Origin of the sequence: Haloarcula sp. DT43 (assembly GCF_037078405.1) — an archaeon.
Lineage (GTDB): Archaea > Halobacteriota > Halobacteria > Halobacteriales > Haloarculaceae > Haloarcula > Haloarcula brevis.
In genome coordinates this window covers 128,654-149,499 of record NZ_JAYMGZ010000004.1, presented here as the reverse complement: position 1 = coordinate 149,499, position 20,846 = coordinate 128,654, and the positions used below count along the sequence as shown (strand labels likewise).

Below are 20,846 nucleotides of genomic sequence, written 5' to 3'. Positions count from 1 at the left end.
GGAAGGCATATACATCGTGGAACGAGTGTACCTATAGATGCCCGAGTGTCAGAACTGCGGTGAGTTCGTAACCGAGCAGTACGTACGGGTTTTCACACCAGAAGCCGTCGAGGGTCACGGGCCCCGGGTCTGTCCGAACTGTGAGGACAAGCTCCGGGACGGCGCGGACGTCCGTGAAGCGCGGTCATCGCGGCAGTAGGGCGACTCCTTTTCGGGAAGTACTCAAGGCCGGACGAGCGTAGCTCTTGGCATGAGCGAACTCGACGTCGAAGCGGTCGAGGACATCGACGCACCCGCGGGAATCGACGCGGCGGAGTACGTCCTCTACGGGGGGAAAGGCGGCGTCGGCAAGACGACATGTGCCGCCGCCACGGCGCTGGCCTCCGCGCGGGACGACACGGCGACGCTCGTCGTCTCCACGGACCCCGCCCACTCGCTGTCGGACACGCTGGAGGCGGACATCCCGGCGACGCCGACCCGCATCCGCGAGGACGTGCCGCTGTACGCCGCGGAAATCGACCCCGAAGCCGCCGTCGGCGAGGGCCCGCTGGGCGTCGAGGAGGACGCGCTGGGCGGCGTCGGCGAACTGCTCGGGGGCGACGGGATGTTCGGCGGCGCGGCGGGCGCAGGCCAGACCGATGACCCCATCGGCGGCGAGGACGGACTCCTCGGCGGGTCGATGCCCGGGGCGGACGAGGCCGCGGCGCTCCGACTCCTGCTGGACTACGTCGACGACGACCGCTTCGACCGCGTCGTCATCGACACCGCGCCGACCGGCCACACCCTCCGCCTGCTCGAACTCCCTGAGACGATGGACTCGATGGTCGGGAAGGTGCTACAGCTCCGCGAGCGCTTCTCCGGGATGATGGACAACCTCACCGGAATGTTCGGCGACGACAACGACGTCGACGCCGAGGCCGGCATCGAGGACCTGCGGGAGCTGTCGGACCGAATCGAGCACCTGCGGTCGATTCTGCAGGACCCCCGGAAGACGGACTTCCGAATCGTGATGGTGCCCGAGGAGCTCTCGGTCGTCGAGTCCGAGCGCCTGCTCGCCCAGCTCGGCGAGTTCGACATCCCGGTCAGCACCGTCGTCGTCAACCGGGTGATGCAGGACCCGAGCGAGGTGCTGGGCGAGGACGTTGCCATCGCCGGTCCGAACCACGACGACTGCGAGTTCTGCGCGCGGCGCTGGCAGGTCCAGCAGGACGCGCTGGCCCGGTCACAGGACATGTTCCGCGGCCACGACGTGCGCCGGGTTCCGCTGTTTGCCGAGGAGGTGCGGGGTGAGCGGCTGCTGTCGGTCGTGGCGGCCTGTCTCGACTGATACGGACTGGTGTCGCGGGCGGCGGTTAGCTCGTCAGTTTCCGAATCACGCCGAAGGCCGCGTCGCGCCACCGCGCCGGCAGGTAATCGAGCATGAGCAACAGCTGTGCGCCCTGCCCGACGGGATACCGCGGCTCGGGGTCGCTGGCGTTGGCGGCGTCACGAATCGTCAGCGCGACCGTCCCGGGCGTGACCGACAGTGCGTCCTGAATGCCGACGAGGCTCGAATCCTCGTGGGCACGGTACAGCCAGTCGTAGGCTCCCGTCTTGTTCAGGTCGTCGAGTTCCTCGTCGGCGCGGTCGTCGAAGCTGCTCTCGACCGGTCCCGGTTCGACCAGCACCACGTCGATGCCGAACTCCTCGACTTCCATCCGGAGCGCGTCGCTGAGTCCCTCCAACGCGAACTTCGAGGCCGCGTAGCTCCCCTGGTTCGGGAACGCGATGCGGCCCGCGACGCTGGAGACGTTGACGATAGTACCGTTCTCGCGGGCCCGCATGTGCGGGAGGGCCTCGCGGATGAGCCGGTGTGGCCCGTAGAGGTTCACGTCGAACTGCTCGTGGAGCGACGCCGTCGACACGTCCTCGACCGCGCCGAACTGCGGGTAGCCGGCGTTGTTCACCAGGCAGTCCAGCCGTCCCTCGGCGTCGACGAGCGCCTCGACGACCCGTTCGCATTCACGGGGGTTGGTCACGTCGAGTTCAGCGGTCCGGCATCCCTCGTCACCGAGGTCGTCGATATCCGATTCCTCGCGGGCGGTCGCCCAGACAGTCCAGTCGTCGGCCAGGAACGCCTCGGCGCTCGCCCGTCCGATGCCCGAGGACGCTCCGGTAATCAGCACCGTCTTCGCCATGTGTTGGCCGGGAGAACACACCCCGGGAAGTTAACTGTCGGTTATCCCGACGACGTCACGGTCGCCTTCGCCTCGTCGGCGTAGCTGTCGGCCAGCCGGGTCGGCTCGGGGAGTTTGTAGCCGTCGGCGGTGGCCTCGACGATATCGGCCGCGGTGTCCGCGCTGACGCGGTGGCCGGGGCTGACGAGGAGCGGATTGACGTACCGGTTCGGCGAGTCGTACTGGCGCGTCTGGACCGCGTGCCCGATGGTCGTCCCGTTTGAGCAGGTCTCGACGCTGTCGTCGGCCGCGATGGGAATCCGCGTCCCCTCCGGATACGTCTCGTCGAGGGATTGCTCGGGCGTGCCACAGAGGAGGCTCTTGGCGACCCCGACGGCCGGCACGTCGAGCGTGACGCCGACGTGCGTCGCCAGTCCGGCCTCCCGGAAGTGGATGCGGCCGCTGCCGTCGACCAGCACCACGTCGGGGTCGGTCTCCAGTTCCGCGAACGCGGCCAGAATCGCACCGCCCTCGCGGAACGACAGCAAGCCGGGGATGTACGGGATTTCGGTCCGCTCGACGGCGCTGACCCGCTCGACGACCTCGCCGTCACGCAGGACGACGATGGCCGAGACGGCCTTGTCCCCGACGAAGGCCTGGTCGACGCCGGCGACGAGGGGCGGGTCCGCCTGGTCGTCAGTGCTGGCGCTCAGTGTCGTCTGGTCGTCGTCCGGTGCATTCCCGGCGGACGCGATGGCCGCCGGCGAGAAATCCAGATCGTCCTCGAATCGCGCGGCCTCGGCGATTTCCCGCTGTAGCGCCTCCATCTCCGCCTGCGAGAGCGACGGGTCAGGGACGAACTCGGGGCGAACCGGCTCCATGGTCACGGGCGACGCCGTCCCGGACCGCCGGGACCGCCCGGACCACCGGGGCCGCCGCCACCGCCGAACTGTATCTGCCCGGGCATTCGGGCTTTCCCCTTGATTTTCTGGCCGTACCAGAGGCCGATGACGAGGCCGATGAGGTGGGCGAGGTGAGCGACGTTCCCGCCCAGCAGCCCGGCTCCCATCGGATTGAGCGACCCGAAGATGCTCAGCAGGAAGTAGAAGCCGGTAATCGCCCAGATTGGAACCGGTATCAGGAAGTACAGGTACACGCGGAGGTCGGGTTTCAGGACCGTCAGGAACGCCATGATGGCCAGTGCCGCGCCGCTGGCCCCGAGAACGCCGGCCGAGGTTCCCTGGACCGTCTGAATCGCTATCTGTCCGAGTCCCGCCAGCGCACCGGAGACGAGGAAGAAGACCGCGAACTTCTTCGAGCCGATTTGCTGCTCGACGATTCGCCCGAAGAAGTAGATGATAATCCCGTTCCCGAAGATGTGATAGAACCCGAAGGGGGCGTGCGAGAACACCGACGTGACCCAGGTCCAGACGTACTCGGGGTTGTCCGGATGGAGGATGAACAGCGTCTGGAACGCTTCGCGGCCGAGCGTGAGGATGACGACGTGTTCGAGGATGAAGACGATGCCCATAATCGCCAGGAAGAGGTGCGTTACGTTCCCCCGGAAGTACGCTAGCGGCCCGCCGGGCCCGGTGTCGATACCGAACCGGTCGGCGACGCCGCTGCTTCCCGAGGTCTGGCCGGTGTTTACGCTCTCGTCGAACCCGCTGTCGAACACGCCGCCCGGGTCGCCCCAGTTGTCTAGTCCGGGGCAGTCGTGGGCCTCGGGCAGTCTGTGCTCCGCACAGTAGGTTCCGCCACAGTGCCCACACTGGTACGGCATGTTCTCCTGCTTTCCACAGGCATCGCACTCCGACATTGCGCTACGGTAGGGGTCCGCCGTGGAAATGGATTGGGATTGTGGTCACCGCTCCGAGCGACGGCCGCGAGCCCGGGGCCGAGGGCCGGTCGAAAAAACAGGGAGACGCCACTGGCCCGGCCGCGGTTTACTCGGCGTCCTCGGGGTTGTTCTCGGCGTCACGAAGCACACCGATCCAGGCCGGTTCGCCGTCGTACTCGATTGAGCCGCCGGACACCTCGATGGTCCGTGTGTCGCCGTTCGCCCGCTGCCCCTCGAACTCCGAGTGGAACGAGTCGAGGTCGTCCGCGTCCGCCGCCCGGAGCGATTCGGGGAACCGGTCGCCGTTCCCCGCCGGCGTGAGAATCGTCGGGGATTCGCCGATGAGGGCACTCTGGTCGTGTCCGAAGATATCCGCTAGCTTCTGGTTCACGTAGACGAAGGTCCCGTCTTGGATGATGCAGACGCCCGCGAGTTCCTGTTCGACGAGCCGCTGATACCACGACAGGGCGTTCCAGAACCGCTGTTCGGTGCGGTGCTGTTCGATGGCGTTCTCGATTCGGTTGGCCAGTACCTCGTACGTGTCCGACCGACCGCCCTTCTGCATGTAGTCGGTAACGCCCGAGGCGATTGCTTCGCTCGCAATCTCCTCGCTTCCCTTGCCCGTAAACAGGATGAAGGGGATGTCCTGGTACTGCTCGCGGACGAGTTCGAGGAACTCCAGCCCGTCGGTGTTGGGCATGTCGTAATCGCTGACGATACAGTCGACCTGAGACGTCCGGAGGAAATCCAGCGCGGCGACGGCGCTGGTCCTCGTCACCACGTCGAAATCGTCGTTGATGCGTTCGAGATACACTTCGACCAGCTCCCCCACCTGCGGGTCGTCGTCGACGTGCAACACGGTCGATTGCTGGGATTGCTCGACTTTCGCCAGTGGAATCGGCACCTCGGTCTGCATCTCGTCGTGTGACTCCGCCGACTCAGTCCGGAGAAGGGGTGCATGTCGCGTCGCCGCGCGGCGGCTCCCGCTGATGGCGCGACTCGTGAGTGCGACCGTCGTCTCCTCGAAAGGCCACTGTTCCTCAGAACCCATCGTTTCCCCCGCCGTCGGTAGGACAGAACTCGGCCGCAACCGCCGTTCCAGTCACGCGGGCAGCGCTCGCCACACCCGCCGTCGACTCCCACCCGTCCGAGCCCTGGGGGGAGTCGGCAGGAAGCATATGTCTCGGATAGTCCTCAAGCAATTTCCTTTCAAACATCCATACCAAATCCTGGTTATTAGTTACATACCAGTCTACTAAACGCTACTGATGGGGGGTGTCGTCGTTCCCCCCTTGTATAGAGACGCTCCGCGTCTATGTTAGTCACACCCTAAACGAGTGTTTCCAGCGCTGCGTGCGTTAATTTTTGGATTTGTCTTTTAATTCTATACTTAATACAATATATAATATGTAGGTACTTTTCAAATAAATTTAATTATCCCCCACCCAACATCCAAGTCGTATCATGTCCGATACCACCATGCGCGAATACCTCGCAGAGCACCCGAAAATGGCCGGCGCGCTGTTTACCCTCCTGATGCTACTGTCACAGGCAGGGACTGCAGCGGCTAATAATAGTTCGTACTTCGGTCCGTAATCTCAAGGGCAGCCAAAGACTTCTGAACCAGTAACGACAGATTCGATAGAAGATTGCATGCTGATTTACTGTATAGCTTCGCTCAAATCGAGAGACCGACTCCAATGTAAGTTCTCTCCAATTTGCACTGGCACTTCCTGCATGAGTAGAAAGTCCTTCAATTCTGTTCTGTCAAGCATAATCGGGCCAATTTCGCCGGATGATAAATGATGATCAGAATAATTCTCGACCAGAGGCATGGTAATAGTTCCAAGCCCATCGACATCAGTTGGATACATATTCATGAATATTTCAAATTCCTTTTCTTGAGGGATTATCCTAATCATGTTCGGCGTTCCCCCATCTGACTGCGCAACTGTCACCCCGCCGTCACCAACCACGATATACTGTCCGCCGAGGATGCTCTCGTCGCGGGCGATGGTCAGCGCCGCCCGAAGCGGGAACCCGCAGTTCAGCAGTCGGGCGACCGACTCACCGATTCGGACCGCGCCGTCGTTGAGGACCTCGTTGAGCGTGACGATGCCGCCGATTGCGCCCTTCTCGACGAGTCCCAGGCCCTGATTGTAGGAGTTGCAGGCGTTCAGCAGGAACGTGTCGACGCCGACGGAATCGACCGTCGTCACGTCGAGTTTGCCGTCGCGGCAGACGAACCCGTCCTGTTCGGTGTGGCCGATGTAGTGGAAGAACTCCGCGTCGGTCGTGAGCACGGTCCGAAGTTCCGCCGTCGTCAGGTCGTCGTGCACCGTCACGTCGAACGGCAGGTCGTCGCGGGTGCCGTACACCTCGTCGACGAGCTGGCGCTCCTCGTCCATCCGGGCGTCGTTCTGGACGACGCGAATCGTGATGTCCTCGGCGTTCATATCGCGGTCGAGGCGGTGCTCGAACGCCGCTTTGGTCAGTTTGCTCGCGCCGATGGGAATGCTGTCACCTATCCAGGCCTGTTCGAGGGAGTCCTCGGCCTGTGGCTCGACGTAGTCCACGTCGGACGAGGCGGTGGCGGTGTCGGAACTCGCGGCGCGGGTGATGACGTCGTCGCGGGTGAACTCGGCTTCGACCTCCGCGGGGACGCTGGCCTGGTTCAGCCGCTGTTGCTGGTGTGTCCGGACGATAGCCAGGTCGTCGACGACGTACGGCAGCTGTTCCGCGTTCGCCGGCACCGGGTCGATGTGGGTCGTCAGCCGCCACTTCGGGATGTGGTCTTCGATGACGTCGTACGGGACCTCCAGGTAGGCGGCGACCTGCTCGGCGAGCGGTCGTCGATACAGCGACTCGAAGTCGAGGTCGACGTAGGGCTCGATAGCCGCCCGTTCGTGCAGGTCTATCTGGTGGAACCCCTCGGTGCGCGTGACACAGTCGAGGAAAAACAGGCGTTTGAGCGTGCGTCCGACCTCGGACTCGAAGCCCCGGGCGGTATCGAGCGAGTACGTAAATCCCGTGTCGGTCACGAGTCGCGGAGTGGCCGCGGGGACCAGCGAGGCGCCGAGGTAGTACGAGAGCGGCGCGGCGACGAAAATCGACGCGAGGTCCGGCGGAAGTTCGAGCGTGACGCCGGTGTCCGGGCGCTCGATATCTGCTGGGATGTCCAGGCTGTCGCCGACTTCGAGCGCCGGGGGATGCCCCCGGAGTGTCGGATAGGAGCGTTCGGGGTCGTGGGCCTTGAGCGCCGACCCGAACGTCTCGACCGCGGCCATCACGTCGGCCGGGTCCTCGGTCGTCGTGACGGTGGCCGCGGGCCGGTCGTGCTGGGACCGAGCGCCGATGAGCACGTCCGTCGGGGTATCGAACTCGATTCGGGTCCGGTCCGAGTCGACGGTGGCGGCTATCTGAGCGTCCTCGACACGCATGTACGTCTTTATCTGTGTCAGTGGGTCCAGCACGTAGTCGTCGGCCGGGAGCGTCTCCGACTCGAACTGCGCGACCTCGGCGGCTATCGCTCCGTCGTCGTCGCGGACGTACACCATGACGACAGTCGGGAGTTCGATGGCCTGGGTCCGTATCCGGACGGCGTCCCCGACGGGATACTGGAACACGTCGGTCGCGGCGTCCCTGAGCGCGACGGGGGCGGGCGTGTGTATCCGGTAGCGCTGGCGCTCTATCTGGTCGATGACCGCGAGCCCGGGTCGGTCGTCGAGCGGTTCGAAAGCTAGAGTCATACAATAAATCGAGGAGCAGTCGTACTCTCGTACGGTGGGGACGGCCGAGACGATAAAAAAGATATCGCCGATAGGGGTCCGACCCAGCCGGGCTGCTTGCGATGGTTTTCGAGGCGGGGTGGTTCCAGAGGGGAAGCGAGTCCGAGCGAGCCGGGTCCCGTCCGTGGGCGAAGCGAGTAAGGGGGTCCCGGTCTAACGCTGGGGTAGTGAAAGAGTTCGAGCGCAAACAGTTGCTGGAGCGCATCGAACGCGACAGCGCGACCGTCGGCGCGGACATCCCCGACCGGATAACCGTCCAGGGCGAGGAGATAGAACTCCGGTCGTTCGTCTTCGAAATCAAGCGTCGGGAGACGGTTCCGCGGGGCGAGCGCGAGCGCGTCGAGCAGGCCAAGAAGAACCTGCGGCGCGAGCGCCTCCAGCGAAAGCAACGCATCGAGGACAACGAGGTGAGCTACGAGCGCGGCGAGGAGCTCGCCACGGCCATCATCGGCATCGACCGGGCGCTCAACGCCCTCGAACAGCTCGGCGCGGCGAACATCGAACAGGAAGCCCAGGCACAGGAGGCCGCCGACAGGAAGCGCTGGATGAAGTTCCTCCAGAAGGCACTGGGCCACGAGGACGCTGACTCCGGCACCGGTCGTGCCGGGCGGAGCTACTGACATGAGCCGGAACGACGACATCGCGGCGCTGCTCGAAGAGTTCGCCGACCTACTGGACGCGAAAGGCGTGGAGTACAAGCCCCGGGCCTACCGCCGGGCGGCCGAGAACATCAGGGACTACCCCGGGGCCATCGAAGGGCTTGCCGCCGAGGGCAAGGACAGCGTCGGGGAGATAGACGGCGTCGGCGACGCCATCTCCGCGAAGGTGGTCGAGTACTTCGAGACCGGCGAAATAGAGGAGCTGACCGAACTCCGCGAGGAGTTGCCCGTCGAGATGGACGCGCTCACCGCGGTCGAGGGCGTGGGACCGAAGTCCGTCGGCTCGCTGTACGAGGCGCTGGGCATCACCACCCTCGACGAACTGGAGGCGGCGGCCGAGGCCGGCGAGATACGAGATGTCTCGGGCTTCGGCGCGAAGACGGAGCAGAACATCCTCGACAACATCGACTTCGCCCGCGAGGCCCACGAGCGGTCGCTGCTGGGCGAGGCCCGACCACACGGCGACCGGGTTCGGGAGTACATGGCCGCCGGTGACGCCGTCGAGGAGTGCGCGCTCGGGGGCTCGATTCGGCGCTGGCGGCCGACCATCGGCGACGTGGACGTGCTCGTCGGGAGCACCGACCCTGACGCCGTCGTCGAGCGGTTCGCCGACTGGGACGGGCTCGACCGGGTCATCGAGTCCGGCGAGACGAAGGCGAGCGCCTACGCGGACGACGTGCGGGTCGACCTGCGGGTGGTCGACCCCGTCGAGTTCGGCGCGGCGCTGCAGTACTTCACCGGGAGCAAGGACCACAACGTGGCGGTCCGCAACCGCGCTATCGAGCAGGACCTGAAGGTAAACGAGTACGGGGTTTTTGATGTGGCGGGCGTCGAGGACGACGACCAGCGGGCCGGCGAACTGGTGGCCAGCGAAACCGAGGACGCGGTGTACGCCGCCCTGGGCATGGACTGGGTCCCGCCGGAACTCCGCGAGAACCGCGGCGAGGTGGCGGCCGCGGCCGACGGGTCGCTCCCGGACCTGCTGGCAGAGGGCGAGGTCCGGGGTGACCTCCACACGCACACGGACTGGTCGGACGGCCGCAACACTGTCGCGGAGATGGTCGCCGGCGCGGCCGAGTTCGGCCACGACTACCTCGCCGTCACCGACCACGCGACCGGACCGGGGATGGTCGGCGGCGTCGGCGTCTCCGACGAGGAACTCCGCGAGCAGATAGCCGAGGTCGAATCGGTCGCGGCAGACGCCGACGTCGACGTGTTCACTGGCGTCGAGGCCAACATCGCCGCGGACGGCAGCGTCTCCGTCGCCGACGACCTGCTCGCCGACCTCGACGTGGTCGTCGCCTCGCCACACGCCGCGCTCGACGGCGACGGCACGGACCGCCTCGTCGCGGCCGCACGGCACCCCGACGTGAACGTCATCGGCCACCCGACGGGGCGCTATCTCAACCGCCGGGAGGGGCTGGACGTCGACGTCGAGCGCCTCGCGACCGTCGCCGCCGACAACGACACGGCGCTGGAAATCAACGCCAACCCGGCACGGCTGGACCTCGGCGGCGGCGCGGTCAAGCAGGCTATCGAGGCCGGGGCGACAATCGCCATCAACACGGACGCACACAGCCCGGGCGACCTCGAACTCCTGCGCTACGGCGTCCACACGGCGCGGCGAGGGTGGGCCGAGACGGCGGACGTGCTGAACACCCGCGACGCCGAGGGAGTCCGCGAGTTCCTCGATGTCTGAGGAGACCCCGCGCAACCACCTCGCGCTCGACGCGATGCTCGGCAAGCTCGCCACCTACCTGCGGATGTGTGGCTACGACACGGCCTACGCGTTGGACCGGGACGCCGAGGCCGACGACGACCTCCTCGCGCTGGCCGACGGAGAGGACCGGCTGCTGATTACCAGGGACCGCGACCTCGCCGCCCGCGCACCCGACAGTCTGCTCGTCCACGAGCGGGAGATACAGGGCCAGTTGCGGGAACTCGCCGATGCCGGTGTCCAACTCTCGCTCGCAGACGAGCCGCACCACTGTGGCGTCTGCAACGGGCCGGTCGAAGAAGTCGCGCCGGCGGAACCGACGCCGGAGTACGCGCCGAGTGCGGGCGACGAGACGGTCTGGCGCTGCACCGACTGCGGACAACACTTCTGGAAGGGGAGCCACTGGGCGTCGGTCCGGGCGACGCTCGCGGACCTGTAACCTCGGTCGCTACAGTTCCTCGGCTACGGCGACGGCCTCGTCGGTCGTCCCCTCGACGACCACACCGGTCGTGACCTCGCCGTCGGTCCAGTAGACGACCGTCCTGTCGTCGCGCGCGATTGCGGTGGCGTCGCGCCCGTCGACCTGCACCGCCGTCCCGTTCTCGACACCCTCCAGATAGCTCGACGCGCCGGTCGCGGTCAGGACCGTCACGTTCTCGCCGTCAGCGTCGTACCGCTGAACGACGGCCGTACTCTCCGGCCGGCTGATGTACCGGGCTTCCTCGAAGGTCCCGTTCTCGTAGGCCGGCAGGTCCAGGTCCGTCCCGGACTGGGCTGCGTCGAAGGAGTCGTAGGTCTCTGTGGTCGTGACGGCGACCCGGTCGGCCGGCGGCGCGAACTGGCTGTCGTCGATGCTGACGTTGAAGTTCGTTTCCGCGACGACGACCGTCGTCCGGTTCGTCCCGTCGTCGGTGGTCAGTTTGTGGACGCGGTAGTCCTCGGTGTCGACCCACAGCGTCGTGTTCGGCGCATCGACGCTCTCGTTCGTCGGTTCGAGGTCGAGGACGTACGCCGACTCGCCGTCGACCTCAGAAATCCCCTGGAGCGTCGCGGTGACGTTCCCCTCGGGAACTGGGTCCGTGGTGTCGTTCACCGCCGTCATCTCGGGCAGTTCGCGGCCGTAGGACTCGTTTTCCCCGACCGCCCAGACGACGGTTCCGTTCGTCCCCACCTCGTAGGACCGGTTCGGCGTCGTGACGGCGGCCCACGCCTTGTCCGGTTCGGCGGCGGCGTACTCCACCGTGGCGGTCTTCGAGGCCGAGTCGTTCTCGACGGTCACCGTCGCCGTCCCCGTCACCGTCTCGGCCGCGTCGTAGCGCTGCGCCGTTCTGTCGAGCACTTCGTCGCCGGACGGTTGCCCCACCTGGTCGAGGCCGGACACGCCGGCGACCGCCCCAGCCGCGAGCAGCCCGATGGTGACAAACGCCGCGGCGATAGCCAGTCTCCGACCGGTATCGGCTGTCATTGTCCGGCCTTAGGACTGGAGTGGTAAGTGGGTTCCTCCTGTCAGCGCTCGGACCACTCCCGGCGACAGGGGGGCGGGCGAACCCCTCATTGCCGTCCAGTCCATACACGGGGCCGTGAGCGAGTCAGCGAACACGACCGTCCGCGTCGAGGGCGTCAGCAAACAGTACGACCTCGGCGGGACGGTGACGGCGCTGGACGACGTGAGCCTGGACCTGGCGGCCGGGTCGTACACGGCGGTGATGGGGCCGAGCGGCTCCGGCAAGAGTACCCTGCTGAACCTCATCGGCGGGCTCGACACGCCGTCGTCGGGCCGGGTCGTCGTCAACGGACAGGACGTGTCGGCGGCCAGCGAGGCCGAGCGGGCCGACATCCGCGGGACAGAGGTGGGGTTCGTCTTCCAGACGTTCAACCTCATGCCGCGGCTCTCCGCGGTGGAGAACGTCGCCCTGCCGCTCGTCTTCGACGGCTGGGACCGTGCCCGTCGTCGCGAGCGGGCGGCGTCGCTGCTCTCGGAGGTGGGACTGGCCGACCGCACCGACCACGTCCCCGCGGAACTCAGCGGCGGCCAGCGCCAGCGGGTCGCCATCGCCCGCGCGCTGTCGACCGACCCCGCATTGATTCTCGCCGACGAGCCCACCGGCAACGTCGACACCGACACCGGCGCGCGAATCCTGGACCTGTTCGACGACCTGCACGCGGCGGGCAACACGTTCCTGCTCGTGACCCACGAGCGCCACGTCGCCGAGCGGGCCGAGCGCATCCTCCACGTCGAGGACGGCCACGTCCGGTCCGTCGAGGACGTCTCCGGGGGCGAGCAGTGATGGACGCCGGCGAGAGCGTGCGCATCACGCTCCGGTCTATCAGTGCCCACAAGCTCCGGGCGGCGCTGACGGTCGTCGGCGTCGTCATCGGCATCGCGTCGGTCATCACCTTCGCCACGTTCGGGGCCAGCGTCGAGGCCGAAATCGTCGGCGACATCGAGACCTCGAACGCGGGCAACATCTACGTGTTCGGGACGCCCGCCGGCGACGACGACTTCGACCGGACGCTCCAGCCGGTGTTTACCGAGCACGATATTCAGCAGTTAGCGGGGATTGCGGGAGTCCAGGCAGTGCTCCCGCGTGGCATCGTCCGGACCCAGTCGATACGACACGGGAACCGAACGCTGGCCAGACAGCAGGTCACGGCGGTGCGACCGGCCAGCATCGACGACGGCGTCCTCGTCGAGGGCCGCTCCTTCGAGGCCGACGAGTCGGCGGTCGTCGTCAACGAGCGCATGGCCGGGTCGTTCGCCGAGAACCTCACGGCCGGCGAGCGGCTCACGATGACGCTGCCCGACGGCAGTGCCCGGAACGTCACCGTCGTCGGCGTCGTCAACGGCACCCGCGGCGAGGTGCCGGTCAGCGACTTCGCCCGCCAGCCGCGGGTGTACGTCCCCATCGACCCGTTCTACGACTCGGTCGTCGAGAGCCCGTCGGCGGGCGTGCGGCAGCGCGCGTACCCGCAGGTGACGCTCGTCGTCGACCCGCGAGCGATTCCGGAGACGCAGTCGGCGATTCAGACGTATCTCTCCGGCGAGTCCGACGCGCGGTCGCTGTCGGCCGACGACACGGAACTGGTCGCTCGTTCGGGCAACGACTTCGTCGAGGAGATAAGCGACGTCATCGAGCGCATCACGCGCTTCGTCACCGGCATCGCCGTCATCGCGCTGGTCGTGGGCGCTATCGGCATCGCCAACGTGATGCTCGTCAGCGTCACCGAACGGACCCGCGAAATCGGCATCATGAAAGCCGTCGGCGCGCGCAACCGCGACGTGATGCAAGTGTTCCTCGTCGAGGCCGCCCTGCTCGGCGCGGTCGGGTCGCTGCTCGGCGTCCCACTGGGACTGGTCGTCGGCTACGGCGCGACCCGGTACGCCGAGGTGACGTTCTCGCTCGCGCCGCTGTGGATGGCACTTGCAGTCGGCGTCGGCGTCCTCGTCGGCGTCGTCGCCGGCCTCTACCCGGCGTGGCGGGCGGCGCGGGTCGACCCCATCGACGCGCTCAGGCACGAGTGAGCCGGATTCAGAACACCGAAATACGTGGTCGCCGTACCGCCGTCCGATGACTCTCTCGGATGAGGCCCGCGAACGGCTCGCCGACATCGTCGAACTCCAGCCGACGAAAAACGGCGAGTTACAGGAGCGCTGGGACATGGACAGCGGGAGCGAAGTCCACCAGTACCTCGAAGCCGAACTCAAGGAGTACTACTACCGCAACGACAACAGTCTCATCTGTGCGACGCCGGAGGCGACGACGCTCATCGACGGGGAGGACTCCGAGCGGATTCAGACGGTGACGGTCACCCTGCTCCAGCAGGCTATCGTCGACGTCATCGCCGGCCCAGACGAGGAGAGCCAGAGCGTCGTGTCGGTGTTGCACGCGCTGCGCGAGGTCGGTGAGGACCGCGATACCGACGAGGTCCGGTCCGCGCTCCGCAGCCTCGCCGACAAGGGCATCGTCGAGACGGTCGAGAAGACCGTGCCGACGTTCAGGCTGGCCGTCCCGCGCGACGAACTGGACATCGAACTGTCCGAGGAGTGAGGGCGGCTGCGTCGCTACTCTGACAGCCCCGGCCGCCGGCGGCGTCGCCGCCGCGCCAGCAACCGTCGTATCGCCTGCCCCGGCCCGCCGTCGAGCGGCCAGCCCCCCGACCGCCACGCCGGCGGCTCCGGCTCGAAGGACGGGCACTGGCCCCGACACTCCGCCGCCGTGGGCAGACGCTCTTTCGCCGCACAGTAGGGGTAAACACCGGTTTCGTCGGCCCTGAGCTGGAAGTGTCGGCAGTCCGGGCGCATCGTGTCCGCGTACGCGCGCCAGCCGTCGGCGTAGGCCCGCTCAGCGATGGCGAGCCGCCGCTCGCGCTTCCAGTCGGGGTCCGCGTACTCGAACCGCGCCGCGCTGGTGTCGTCGGCCGGTCGGTCGAGGATGCGCGTCCCGGGGTCCTCGACCGACAGCGACCGCGGTTGCCAGACCGCCTCGGCCGTCCCGGACTCGGGGTCGACGGTCAACACGCCGGCGGCCGCGGGCAGGTCCGCCAGCAGAATCGGCTCCACGCGCTCGTCGGTCGCCGCCGTCGCCACCCACACCTCGTCGGCCAGCGACAGGGCGATGTCCCGCTCCAGTTGCGGGACGAGGTTCCTGGCCGCGCTGGCCGTCAGGTCGGGCTTGTTCTCGATGGCGACGACGCGGCGAAGCCAGTCCGGATAGGGGCGAACCCGACGAATCTGGATGCGGTTGCCCCGCTTGCGCGTCTCGACGGCTCCCCGGTCGGCCGCTTCGTGAATAGACTCCCGGACGTACCGCCACGGATACCCCGGGTCCGGCAGCGCGTCGCGGTAGTAGGTCCAGTCGGCCGGCGCGTGCCGGAGGACGTGCAGGAGGTCCGAGTCGAACGCGTCCGCACCGAAGGCCGCTCGCTGGCGGAGCCCGTCGGGGTCACACTCCAAGACGATGGTGTCCCAGCGGCGGTGTTTCGTCCCGAACTGCCTGGCGACGAGCACCGCCGCGTCGTCGGGCGGCGACCACGCTCGCTCGGCCCACTGGCAGACGGACAGTTCGAAGGCGAACTCTGAGTCGGGGGCCACAGGCAGTCGTTGTCGGCTTCGGACCAAAACCCTTCCTTCCGACGCCACAGCCCCGTCCGGGCCGGCGGTCCGGGCAATCGTTTCGTTCGGTGACACAACCCGATTATTTATGTGATAGCTTCAGAAATAAATCGTCGGTTACGAATGACACGGCTACAGCCCGGAGACAGTCCAGCCGCGATTGCCCTCGACACAGCGTCCCAGCCGACAGGCGACGCCGCGTTCAGCGCCCTCGGCGGAGGGCCGGTATGAGCGCCGCCGCCCGGAGCGACGGGATTTTCGACCAGTACACGACGATACAGTGGATTGCGGCGGTCGTCGTCGCGCTGTTGACGTTCCCCATCGGAATCGCCGTGCCGGCCTACTTCTACATCAAGACATCCAACGGCACCGCCCGAGAGCAGGGGGCCTGGGAGGCGTGGGCGGTCATCCTCGTTGGTATCCTCGGCATCATCGCGGTCGAACTCGCCGGGGAAACGGGCGCGAAAATCGCCATCGCGCTGGCACTCATAGGGATTCCGATTCTCCTCCTCCTCTTCGCTGCCGTCGTCGGGAGCTTCGTAATCGGCATGGGTAACGCGACGGCAGCGGCGCTGCTGGCCGGCGTCGCGGTCTGAGGACCGGACCGGTTACTCTTCCTCGTCCTCGCGCTCGTCCAGGAACTCGTGTGCCTGCTCGAGTATCTCGCGGGGGCCGTCCTGCGTGACGGTGTTGATGGCCTGTTCGTAGTCGCGCCACTGCAGGTCGCGGTGTTCTGTGGACAGTTCGGCTGACGCTTCGAACGACTTCGCGACGAACAGGTGGACCGTCTTGTGGATGGTGTTGCCGTTCGCCTCGAACACGTAGTCGTAGTCTTCGCGGAACCCGTCTAAAAGCCGGAAATCGCCGATTCCGGCCTCCTCTTTCACTTCGCGTATGGCGGTCTGCTGGAGTTCTTCCTCGCCCTCGACGCCGCCCTTGGGGAACTCCCAATCGCCGGGTCGGCTCTTGAGCAGGAGGTACTCCCGCCGGCCACGCGTATCGCGAAAGAGGATGGCTCCCGCGCTCGTGGCCTCTATCATTACCCGATTTTATGACACCGCTACTTAAGAGAATATCGGAGACGCAACGGAAACAGATGACCTTTTGTCACTCGCGGCAGAGTGTCCGTCCATGCCCTTTGTCACGACGCTTACGTTCACCAGCGGGGACCGACATCGCCTCGACGACGTCGTCACGGAAATCAAGGCGAACGCCGAGCAGAAGGGGGTCGAACTGAAAGGCCCGCATCCGAAACAGCCACAGGAGCTACGCATCCCGCAGTCGAAGTCGCTGGGGCCGGGCGGCGGCCGATTCGAGTCCTGGACCCACACCGTCTACACCCGGACGATAGAGATAGTCGGCTACGAGGAGTTCGCTCGGACCGTCACCCAGCGGACGTTCCCGGACGCCATCCACGTCGAGGCCGGCGTCGAACAGCGGACGCAGGTCGGCAGCGGGTCGTAGGGCCGTCGCCCGCGTCCGGAGAGTGTTATAAGTAATTGTGCCCCGTTTCGTCGGCATGAACGAGTCCCAGCAGGAGCGGCTCCGGTCCTTCCGACGCGACCTACACAGCTATCCCGAACCCGCGTGGCGGGAGTTCTACACCACCAGTCGCATCGTCGACGAACTGGAACGCATCGGCGTCGACCGGTTGCATATCGGTCAGGAGGTCGTCGAGGCCGACGCGCGGATGGCGGTCCCCGACGACGAGGAACTCGACGCCTGGCGGGCGAAGGCCCGCGACGCCGATGCCCGCGAGGACGTGCTGGAGGCCGCAGACGGTGGATTCACCGGTGCGCTGGCCGTCGTCGAACGGGGCGAGGGACCGACCGTCGCGCTCCGGGTCGACATCGACGCGCTCCCGATACACGAGGCCGACAGCGCCGCACACGCCCCGGCAGCGGCGGGGTTCCGCTCGGGCAACGAGGGGTACATGCACGCCTGCGGGCACGACGCTCACGCGACAATCGGCCTCGGCGTGCTGGAGGCGGTGAAAGCCAGCGACTTCCGGGGGACGTTCAAACTCGTCGTCCAGCCCGCCGAGGAGGTCATCGGCGGCGGGAAGGCCGTCGCCGAGAGCGGTCACCTCGACGACGTGGACCACCTGCTGGCTATCCACATCGGCCTCGACCACCCGACCGGCGAAATCGTCGCCGGCGTCGGGGGTTTCCTCGCCGTGCGGCAGTTCGAGGCGACGTTCACCGGCGAGTCGGCCCACGCCGGCGGCCATCCCGCACAGGGACGGGACGCCGTCCAAGCGCTCGCCACCGCGGTCCAGAACCTCCACGCGATTCGTCGGCACGGCGACGGCGCGACGCGGGTCAACGCCGGGGTCGTCGAGGGTGGGACGGCGACCAACATCGTTCCCGAGGCGGCGACGCTGCAAGGGGAGGTCCGCGGCGAGACGACCGCGCTCAAGGAGTACATGAGCGAGCGCGCGGACACCGTCATGGCGTCGGCCGCCGAGATGCACGACTGCGAGGTCGCCGTCGAGACGACAGCGGAAGCCCCGAGCGCGGTCAGCGACGAGGCGCTCGCGGACGTGGTCTACGACGCGGCGGGGGCGGTCACCGGCATCACCAGCCGGCTCCGGACCGACGACCTCGGCGGGAGCGAGGACGCGACCTACCTGATGGACCGCGTCCAGGCCCACGGCGGGACGGCGACGTTCGTCGGTATCGGCACCGACCACCCCGGCGGCCACCACACGCCGACGTTCGACGTCGACGAGGACTCGCTGGCCATCGGCGTCGGCGTCGTGGGCGAGGCGGTCCGCCGCCTGGGCGAGTGAGCTAGGGCGCTTCCCAACCCGCGAGTCGGATGGACCGGTCGCTGTCCGGCGACTGCCAGTTCAGCGTGACCGTCGCGTCCGAGAGGTCCAGCGACCCCCTGGAAAACGTCACCTGTGTCCCGGCCGTTATCTCCGACCCAGCCGCCGGTGCGCCACCGAGACTCGTGAACGCGTGCTGTCCGTTGGCGGTCGACGCCCCGCTGACGGTGACGTACAGGTTCCCGGCCCGAATCGGGTCCCCGCTCCGGTGCTCGATTGTCAGGCTGTCGGGGCTCCCGGCCTCGTATTCGAACGTGAACGCCGCCTGCGGCGTGTTTCCGCCGAGCCCCTCGGAGCCGATGTCGAGGAAGAAGGTGGCTGCCGTCGCCGCCAGCAGCACCGTTATTGCGACCATCAAGATGACGCCCACTATCGGTGAGACCCCGCTGTCGTCGGACTGAATCCCGTTCCCTGGCATGATTGACCCCCACACGGGCGGCGGTCGACGGACTGTCCCCACCCAGGTTCCCCCGGTCGACCGCCCCGATGTGACTTCAATTAGTCATCATGTCGTTAAAGTATAAAGCTTGTTGTACTGTCGTACAGTTCACGTGTTCTTCGATTACTGTCCAGTTACCGGACGGAGCCCCGTCTCACTGCTGCCGAAACGAGTCGGAACCGGCGAGTCAGTACTTCGGCTCCGCGCCGGTGACCTCGTAGATGTCGTCCATGATGGCGTCCCGCTCGCGTTGCCAGGCCTCGAAGCCGCCGCGGTCACTCGGGTACGACTCGTAGTGGTCGAGCAGCCGGTCGGCGGCCTTCTTCGTCTGGTAGAGGTCCCGGATGGTCCCCAGGTGGCCGATGCTCTTGACGGCCATCTTGAGTTTGAGCCCGAGGCCGATACTGGTCGAGCCGCCGTACAGCGCCTCGGCGAGCTTCTCGCCGGGGAGCGCGGCCAGCAGCGCCATCAGGTCGTCGACGTCGTAGGCGGTGGTGAAGATGTTGTACACGTCGAGCGCCGCGTACCGGGCCCCGAAGTGGTCCATCACGCGCTCGTTGTACTCCCAGAGCGCGGCTTCGTCGTCCGTCCGGCCGGTTTCGATGGCCTCGATGGCCTGTTCGGCGGCGTAAGTCCCGGCGTACGCCGCCCCGGCGATGCCGCCACCGGTGGTCGGGTTGACGTGGCCGGCGGCGTCGCCGACGGCCATGAACCCAGGGGCGACCGCGGAGTCGTACGGCCGGCGCGTCGGCAGGGCGGCACCGAGCTTGTCCTGGACCGTCGCGCCCTCGAACTCGCTTCGACCCCGGAGGTCGCGTTTGAGGTCGTCGACCAGTTCCATCGGTTCCTCGTTCATCTGGAAGCCGAGGCCGGCGTTGATTTCCGTGTCCGTGCGCGGGAAGTACCATAGGTAGCCGGCGGAGCGCTCGGTCGGCTTGAACACGAGCGCGTCGTCCCACTCGACGGGCTCGTCGACCTCGATTATCTCCCGATAGGCCGAGCAGAACTGCGAGTACCGGACGTTCGTGTCGAAGGTCGCGTCTTCGAGGTCGGCCTTGTCCTGGAGGATAGACAGCGCGCCGGCCCCGTCGATGACCATGTCGCCCTCGTAGGTGACGGGGTCGCCCTTGCGCATGGCTCTCACGCCGGTCACCCGGCCGCTGTCGTCCTGTCGCACGTCCTGGACGACAGTGTCGTAGTGGAACTCCACCCCGCTGTCGGCCGCGCCCTCGATGAGGCACCGCCCGTACTCCCAGCGGTCGATGACGGCGAGTTCGCCCGGCACGGGGATTTCGAGGACGGTGTCTTCCTGGGGAATCTCGAACCGGCCGTGGTCGACGCCCGTGTTGGTAAAGGCCGGTTCGAGCTGGGACTTCGGAATCGCCTCGGGGAAGTCGCTGGCTCCCTTCAGCGCGTCCCCGCAGGCGATGTGGCCGGCCTCGGTCTCGTCTTTGCGCTCGACGACGACGACGTCGTAGCCCGCGTCCGCAATCGTCGCGGCGGCGTAGCAGCCGGATGTCCCGGCCCCGACGACGACAACGTCCACGGACACGGTCCGTGTGGTCGCCGACGCTCCGTCGGCGTTGCCGCCCTGGTGTGTGGTCATGCACTCCCGTCCTGGCCGGAGAGAGAAAATTATTCCGACTATCCGTCTGACGGACCGCTGTCCCCGTTTCCCGCGAGGCCACCGGCCGACAGCGGTCAGTGCGGCATCGACCGACACCGCTCGGCACTGCTCCGGACGGCGGTGATAAAGAGTTTTGCTGGGGGGTGTCAAAGGGCCGAGCATGACCGAGTACACGGTGACGTTCGTGGGGACGGGCGAGGAAATCACCGTCTCCGAGAAGGAGACGATTCTCTCGCGGTGTATCGAGGAGGGTATCGCCCAGGAGTACTCCTGCCGCGTCGGGATGTGTCTGGCCTGTTCGGCGGAGATAATCGAGGGGTCGGTCACCCAGCCCGCCGCCCGCGGACTGACCGACCGTGAACGGGAGGACTACGCGCTGACCTGCATGGCGCGGCCCCAGTCGGACTTGAAACTCGACCGCGGGAAGTACCCCCCCAGCATCGAAGGGGACATCGGCGCGGAGGACGGCGACCCCACACCCGCGGACGACTGAGTAGGCACTGAATACTGCTCCTGTCCGACCTGCTAGAAGGTCTGTAAATACCTTTAACACTGAGCTCGAGTATCCCCTGATATAGAGCGGTGAGACCGCGAATGAAGGACAGGTCATATAAGCAAGTGGCCCCTATAGGGAAGTGACTACAGCGTCAGCGGACGGCCTTCGACGACTGACACAC

The 20,846-nt window shown here is 66.8% G+C and carries 23 protein-coding genes; 13 read left to right on the top strand and 10 right to left on the bottom strand.

Annotation, left to right across the window (positions count from 1 at the left end; genetic code table 11):
- The first annotated feature begins 37 nt into the window (after positions 1-37).
- Positions 38-199 carry a DUF7563 family protein gene (locus VI123_RS19400; RefSeq protein WP_004516852.1) on the top strand — a complete coding sequence of 54 codons (162 nt, stop codon included), beginning with the start codon at positions 38-40 and terminating at the stop codon, positions 197-199.
- A 51-nt stretch (positions 200-250) separates the two neighbouring features.
- Positions 251-1,327 (top strand): ArsA family ATPase, encoded by a 1,077-nt coding sequence (locus tag VI123_RS15365; protein ID WP_336338947.1) that lies wholly within the window; start codon positions 251-253, stop codon positions 1,325-1,327.
- A gap of 25 nt (positions 1,328-1,352) precedes the next feature.
- On the opposite strand, the gene VI123_RS15360 is transcribed toward VI123_RS15365, so the two are convergent.
- From VI123_RS15360 to VI123_RS15345, 4 genes are all read right to left on the bottom strand, one after another.
- A complete protein-coding gene (locus tag VI123_RS15360) occupies positions 1,353-2,177 on the bottom strand; it encodes an SDR family oxidoreductase (protein WP_336338946.1) in 825 nt (274 codons plus the stop codon).
- 41 nt (positions 2,178-2,218) lie between these two features.
- Positions 2,219-3,037, bottom strand: a complete 819-nt coding sequence (locus VI123_RS15355; RefSeq protein ID WP_336339398.1) for an endonuclease V — start codon at positions 3,035-3,037, stop codon at positions 2,219-2,221.
- A 2-nt stretch (positions 3,038-3,039) separates the two neighbouring features.
- On the bottom strand, positions 3,040-3,975 hold the full coding sequence (locus VI123_RS15350) for a rhomboid family intramembrane serine protease (RefSeq protein WP_336338945.1): 936 nt from the start codon (positions 3,973-3,975) through the stop codon (positions 3,040-3,042).
- 127 nt (positions 3,976-4,102) lie between these two features.
- Positions 4,103-5,047, bottom strand: coding sequence for a response regulator (locus VI123_RS15345; RefSeq protein ID WP_336338944.1), 945 nt, complete (start codon positions 5,045-5,047; stop codon positions 4,103-4,105).
- Positions 5,048-5,460: 413 nt separating this feature from the next.
- Here VI123_RS15345 and VI123_RS19395 point away from each other — a divergent pair, with 413 nt between their 5' ends.
- The gene (locus VI123_RS19395; protein WP_279629711.1) at positions 5,461-5,592 is read left to right on the top strand and encodes a DUF7503 family protein; all 132 of its coding nucleotides are present in this window, start codon (positions 5,461-5,463) and stop codon (positions 5,590-5,592) included.
- Between the two features lie 65 nt (positions 5,593-5,657).
- Here VI123_RS19395 and VI123_RS15340 read toward each other — a convergent pair whose 3' ends face one another.
- A complete protein-coding gene (locus tag VI123_RS15340; RefSeq protein ID WP_336338943.1) occupies positions 5,658-7,745 on the bottom strand; it encodes a hypothetical protein in 2,088 nt (695 codons plus the stop codon).
- A 206-nt stretch (positions 7,746-7,951) separates the two neighbouring features.
- Here VI123_RS15340 and VI123_RS15335 point away from each other — a divergent pair, with 206 nt between their 5' ends.
- Genes VI123_RS15335 through VI123_RS15325 form a run of 3 tightly spaced genes read left to right on the top strand, consistent with a single transcriptional unit; the run spans position 7,952 to position 10,599 of the window.
- Positions 7,952-8,404: a DUF5788 family protein gene (locus tag VI123_RS15335; RefSeq protein WP_336338942.1), complete on the top strand. Its 453-nt coding sequence runs from the start codon at positions 7,952-7,954 to the stop codon at positions 8,402-8,404.
- A gap of 1 nt (position 8,405) precedes the next feature.
- Positions 8,406-10,142 carry a DNA polymerase/3'-5' exonuclease PolX gene (gene polX / locus VI123_RS15330; protein WP_336338941.1) on the top strand — a complete coding sequence of 579 codons (1,737 nt, stop codon included), beginning with the start codon at positions 8,406-8,408 and terminating at the stop codon, positions 10,140-10,142.
- Entirely contained in the window at positions 10,135-10,599 is a 465-nt protein-coding gene (locus VI123_RS15325; protein ID WP_336338940.1) for a Mut7-C RNAse domain-containing protein, read from the top strand. The genes polX and VI123_RS15325 overlap by 8 nt, the downstream gene beginning before the upstream one ends.
- 9 nt (positions 10,600-10,608) lie before the next feature.
- Here the strand turns inward: VI123_RS15325 and VI123_RS15320 are convergent, their stop codons facing one another.
- Positions 10,609-11,625 carry a LolA family protein gene (locus VI123_RS15320; protein ID WP_336338939.1) on the bottom strand — a complete coding sequence of 339 codons (1,017 nt, stop codon included), beginning with the start codon at positions 11,623-11,625 and terminating at the stop codon, positions 10,609-10,611.
- A 115-nt stretch (positions 11,626-11,740) separates the two neighbouring features.
- Between VI123_RS15320 and VI123_RS15315 the strand changes: the two genes are divergently transcribed.
- From VI123_RS15315 to VI123_RS15305, 3 genes are read left to right on the top strand one after another with little or no spacing between them, the layout of a single operon-like run.
- Positions 11,741-12,448 carry an ABC transporter ATP-binding protein gene (locus VI123_RS15315; protein WP_336338938.1) on the top strand — a complete coding sequence of 236 codons (708 nt, stop codon included), beginning with the start codon at positions 11,741-11,743 and terminating at the stop codon, positions 12,446-12,448.
- Positions 12,448-13,683 carry an ABC transporter permease gene (locus VI123_RS15310; RefSeq protein WP_336338937.1) on the top strand — a complete coding sequence of 412 codons (1,236 nt, stop codon included), beginning with the start codon at positions 12,448-12,450 and terminating at the stop codon, positions 13,681-13,683. Before VI123_RS15315 ends, VI123_RS15310 begins: the two co-directional genes overlap by 1 nt.
- 46 nt (positions 13,684-13,729) lie before the next feature.
- Complete coding sequence (locus VI123_RS15305; protein WP_336338936.1) at positions 13,730-14,209, top strand: DUF5797 family protein; 480 nt, start codon at positions 13,730-13,732, stop codon at positions 14,207-14,209.
- A 14-nt stretch (positions 14,210-14,223) separates the two neighbouring features.
- On the opposite strand, the gene VI123_RS15300 is transcribed toward VI123_RS15305, so the two are convergent.
- A complete protein-coding gene (locus tag VI123_RS15300) occupies positions 14,224-15,252 on the bottom strand; it encodes a DUF5787 family protein (protein ID WP_336338935.1) in 1,029 nt (342 codons plus the stop codon).
- Positions 15,253-15,500: 248 nt separating this feature from the next.
- On the opposite strand from VI123_RS15300, the gene VI123_RS15295 reads away from it, so the two are divergent.
- Positions 15,501-15,869 carry a hypothetical protein gene (locus tag VI123_RS15295; protein WP_336338934.1) on the top strand — a complete coding sequence of 123 codons (369 nt, stop codon included), beginning with the start codon at positions 15,501-15,503 and terminating at the stop codon, positions 15,867-15,869.
- Between the two features lie 12 nt (positions 15,870-15,881).
- Here the strand turns inward: VI123_RS15295 and VI123_RS15290 are convergent, their stop codons facing one another.
- Entirely contained in the window at positions 15,882-16,313 is a 432-nt protein-coding gene (locus tag VI123_RS15290; protein ID WP_336338933.1) for a bis(5'-nucleosyl)-tetraphosphatase, read from the bottom strand.
- Positions 16,314-16,404: 91 nt separating this feature from the next.
- Here VI123_RS15290 and VI123_RS15285 point away from each other — a divergent pair, with 91 nt between their 5' ends.
- Positions 16,405-16,737 (top strand): uS10/mL48 family ribosomal protein, encoded by a 333-nt coding sequence (locus tag VI123_RS15285; RefSeq protein ID WP_336338932.1) that lies wholly within the window; start codon positions 16,405-16,407, stop codon positions 16,735-16,737.
- 55 nt (positions 16,738-16,792) lie between these two features.
- On the top strand, positions 16,793-18,064 hold the full coding sequence (locus VI123_RS15280) for an amidohydrolase (RefSeq protein WP_336338931.1): 1,272 nt from the start codon (positions 16,793-16,795) through the stop codon (positions 18,062-18,064).
- 1 nt (position 18,065) lies between these two features.
- Here the strand turns inward: VI123_RS15280 and VI123_RS15275 are convergent, their stop codons facing one another.
- Entirely contained in the window at positions 18,066-18,521 is a 456-nt protein-coding gene (locus tag VI123_RS15275) for a type IV pilin N-terminal domain-containing protein (protein WP_336338930.1), read from the bottom strand.
- Between the two features lie 208 nt (positions 18,522-18,729).
- The gene (locus VI123_RS15270; protein ID WP_336338929.1) at positions 18,730-20,148 is read right to left on the bottom strand and encodes a geranylgeranyl reductase family protein; all 1,419 of its coding nucleotides are present in this window, start codon (positions 20,146-20,148) and stop codon (positions 18,730-18,732) included.
- Between the two features lie 181 nt (positions 20,149-20,329).
- On the opposite strand from VI123_RS15270, the gene VI123_RS15265 reads away from it, so the two are divergent.
- Positions 20,330-20,662: a 2Fe-2S iron-sulfur cluster-binding protein gene (locus tag VI123_RS15265; RefSeq protein WP_336338928.1), complete on the top strand. Its 333-nt coding sequence runs from the start codon at positions 20,330-20,332 to the stop codon at positions 20,660-20,662.
- The last annotated feature ends 184 nt before the right edge of the window (positions 20,663-20,846 follow it).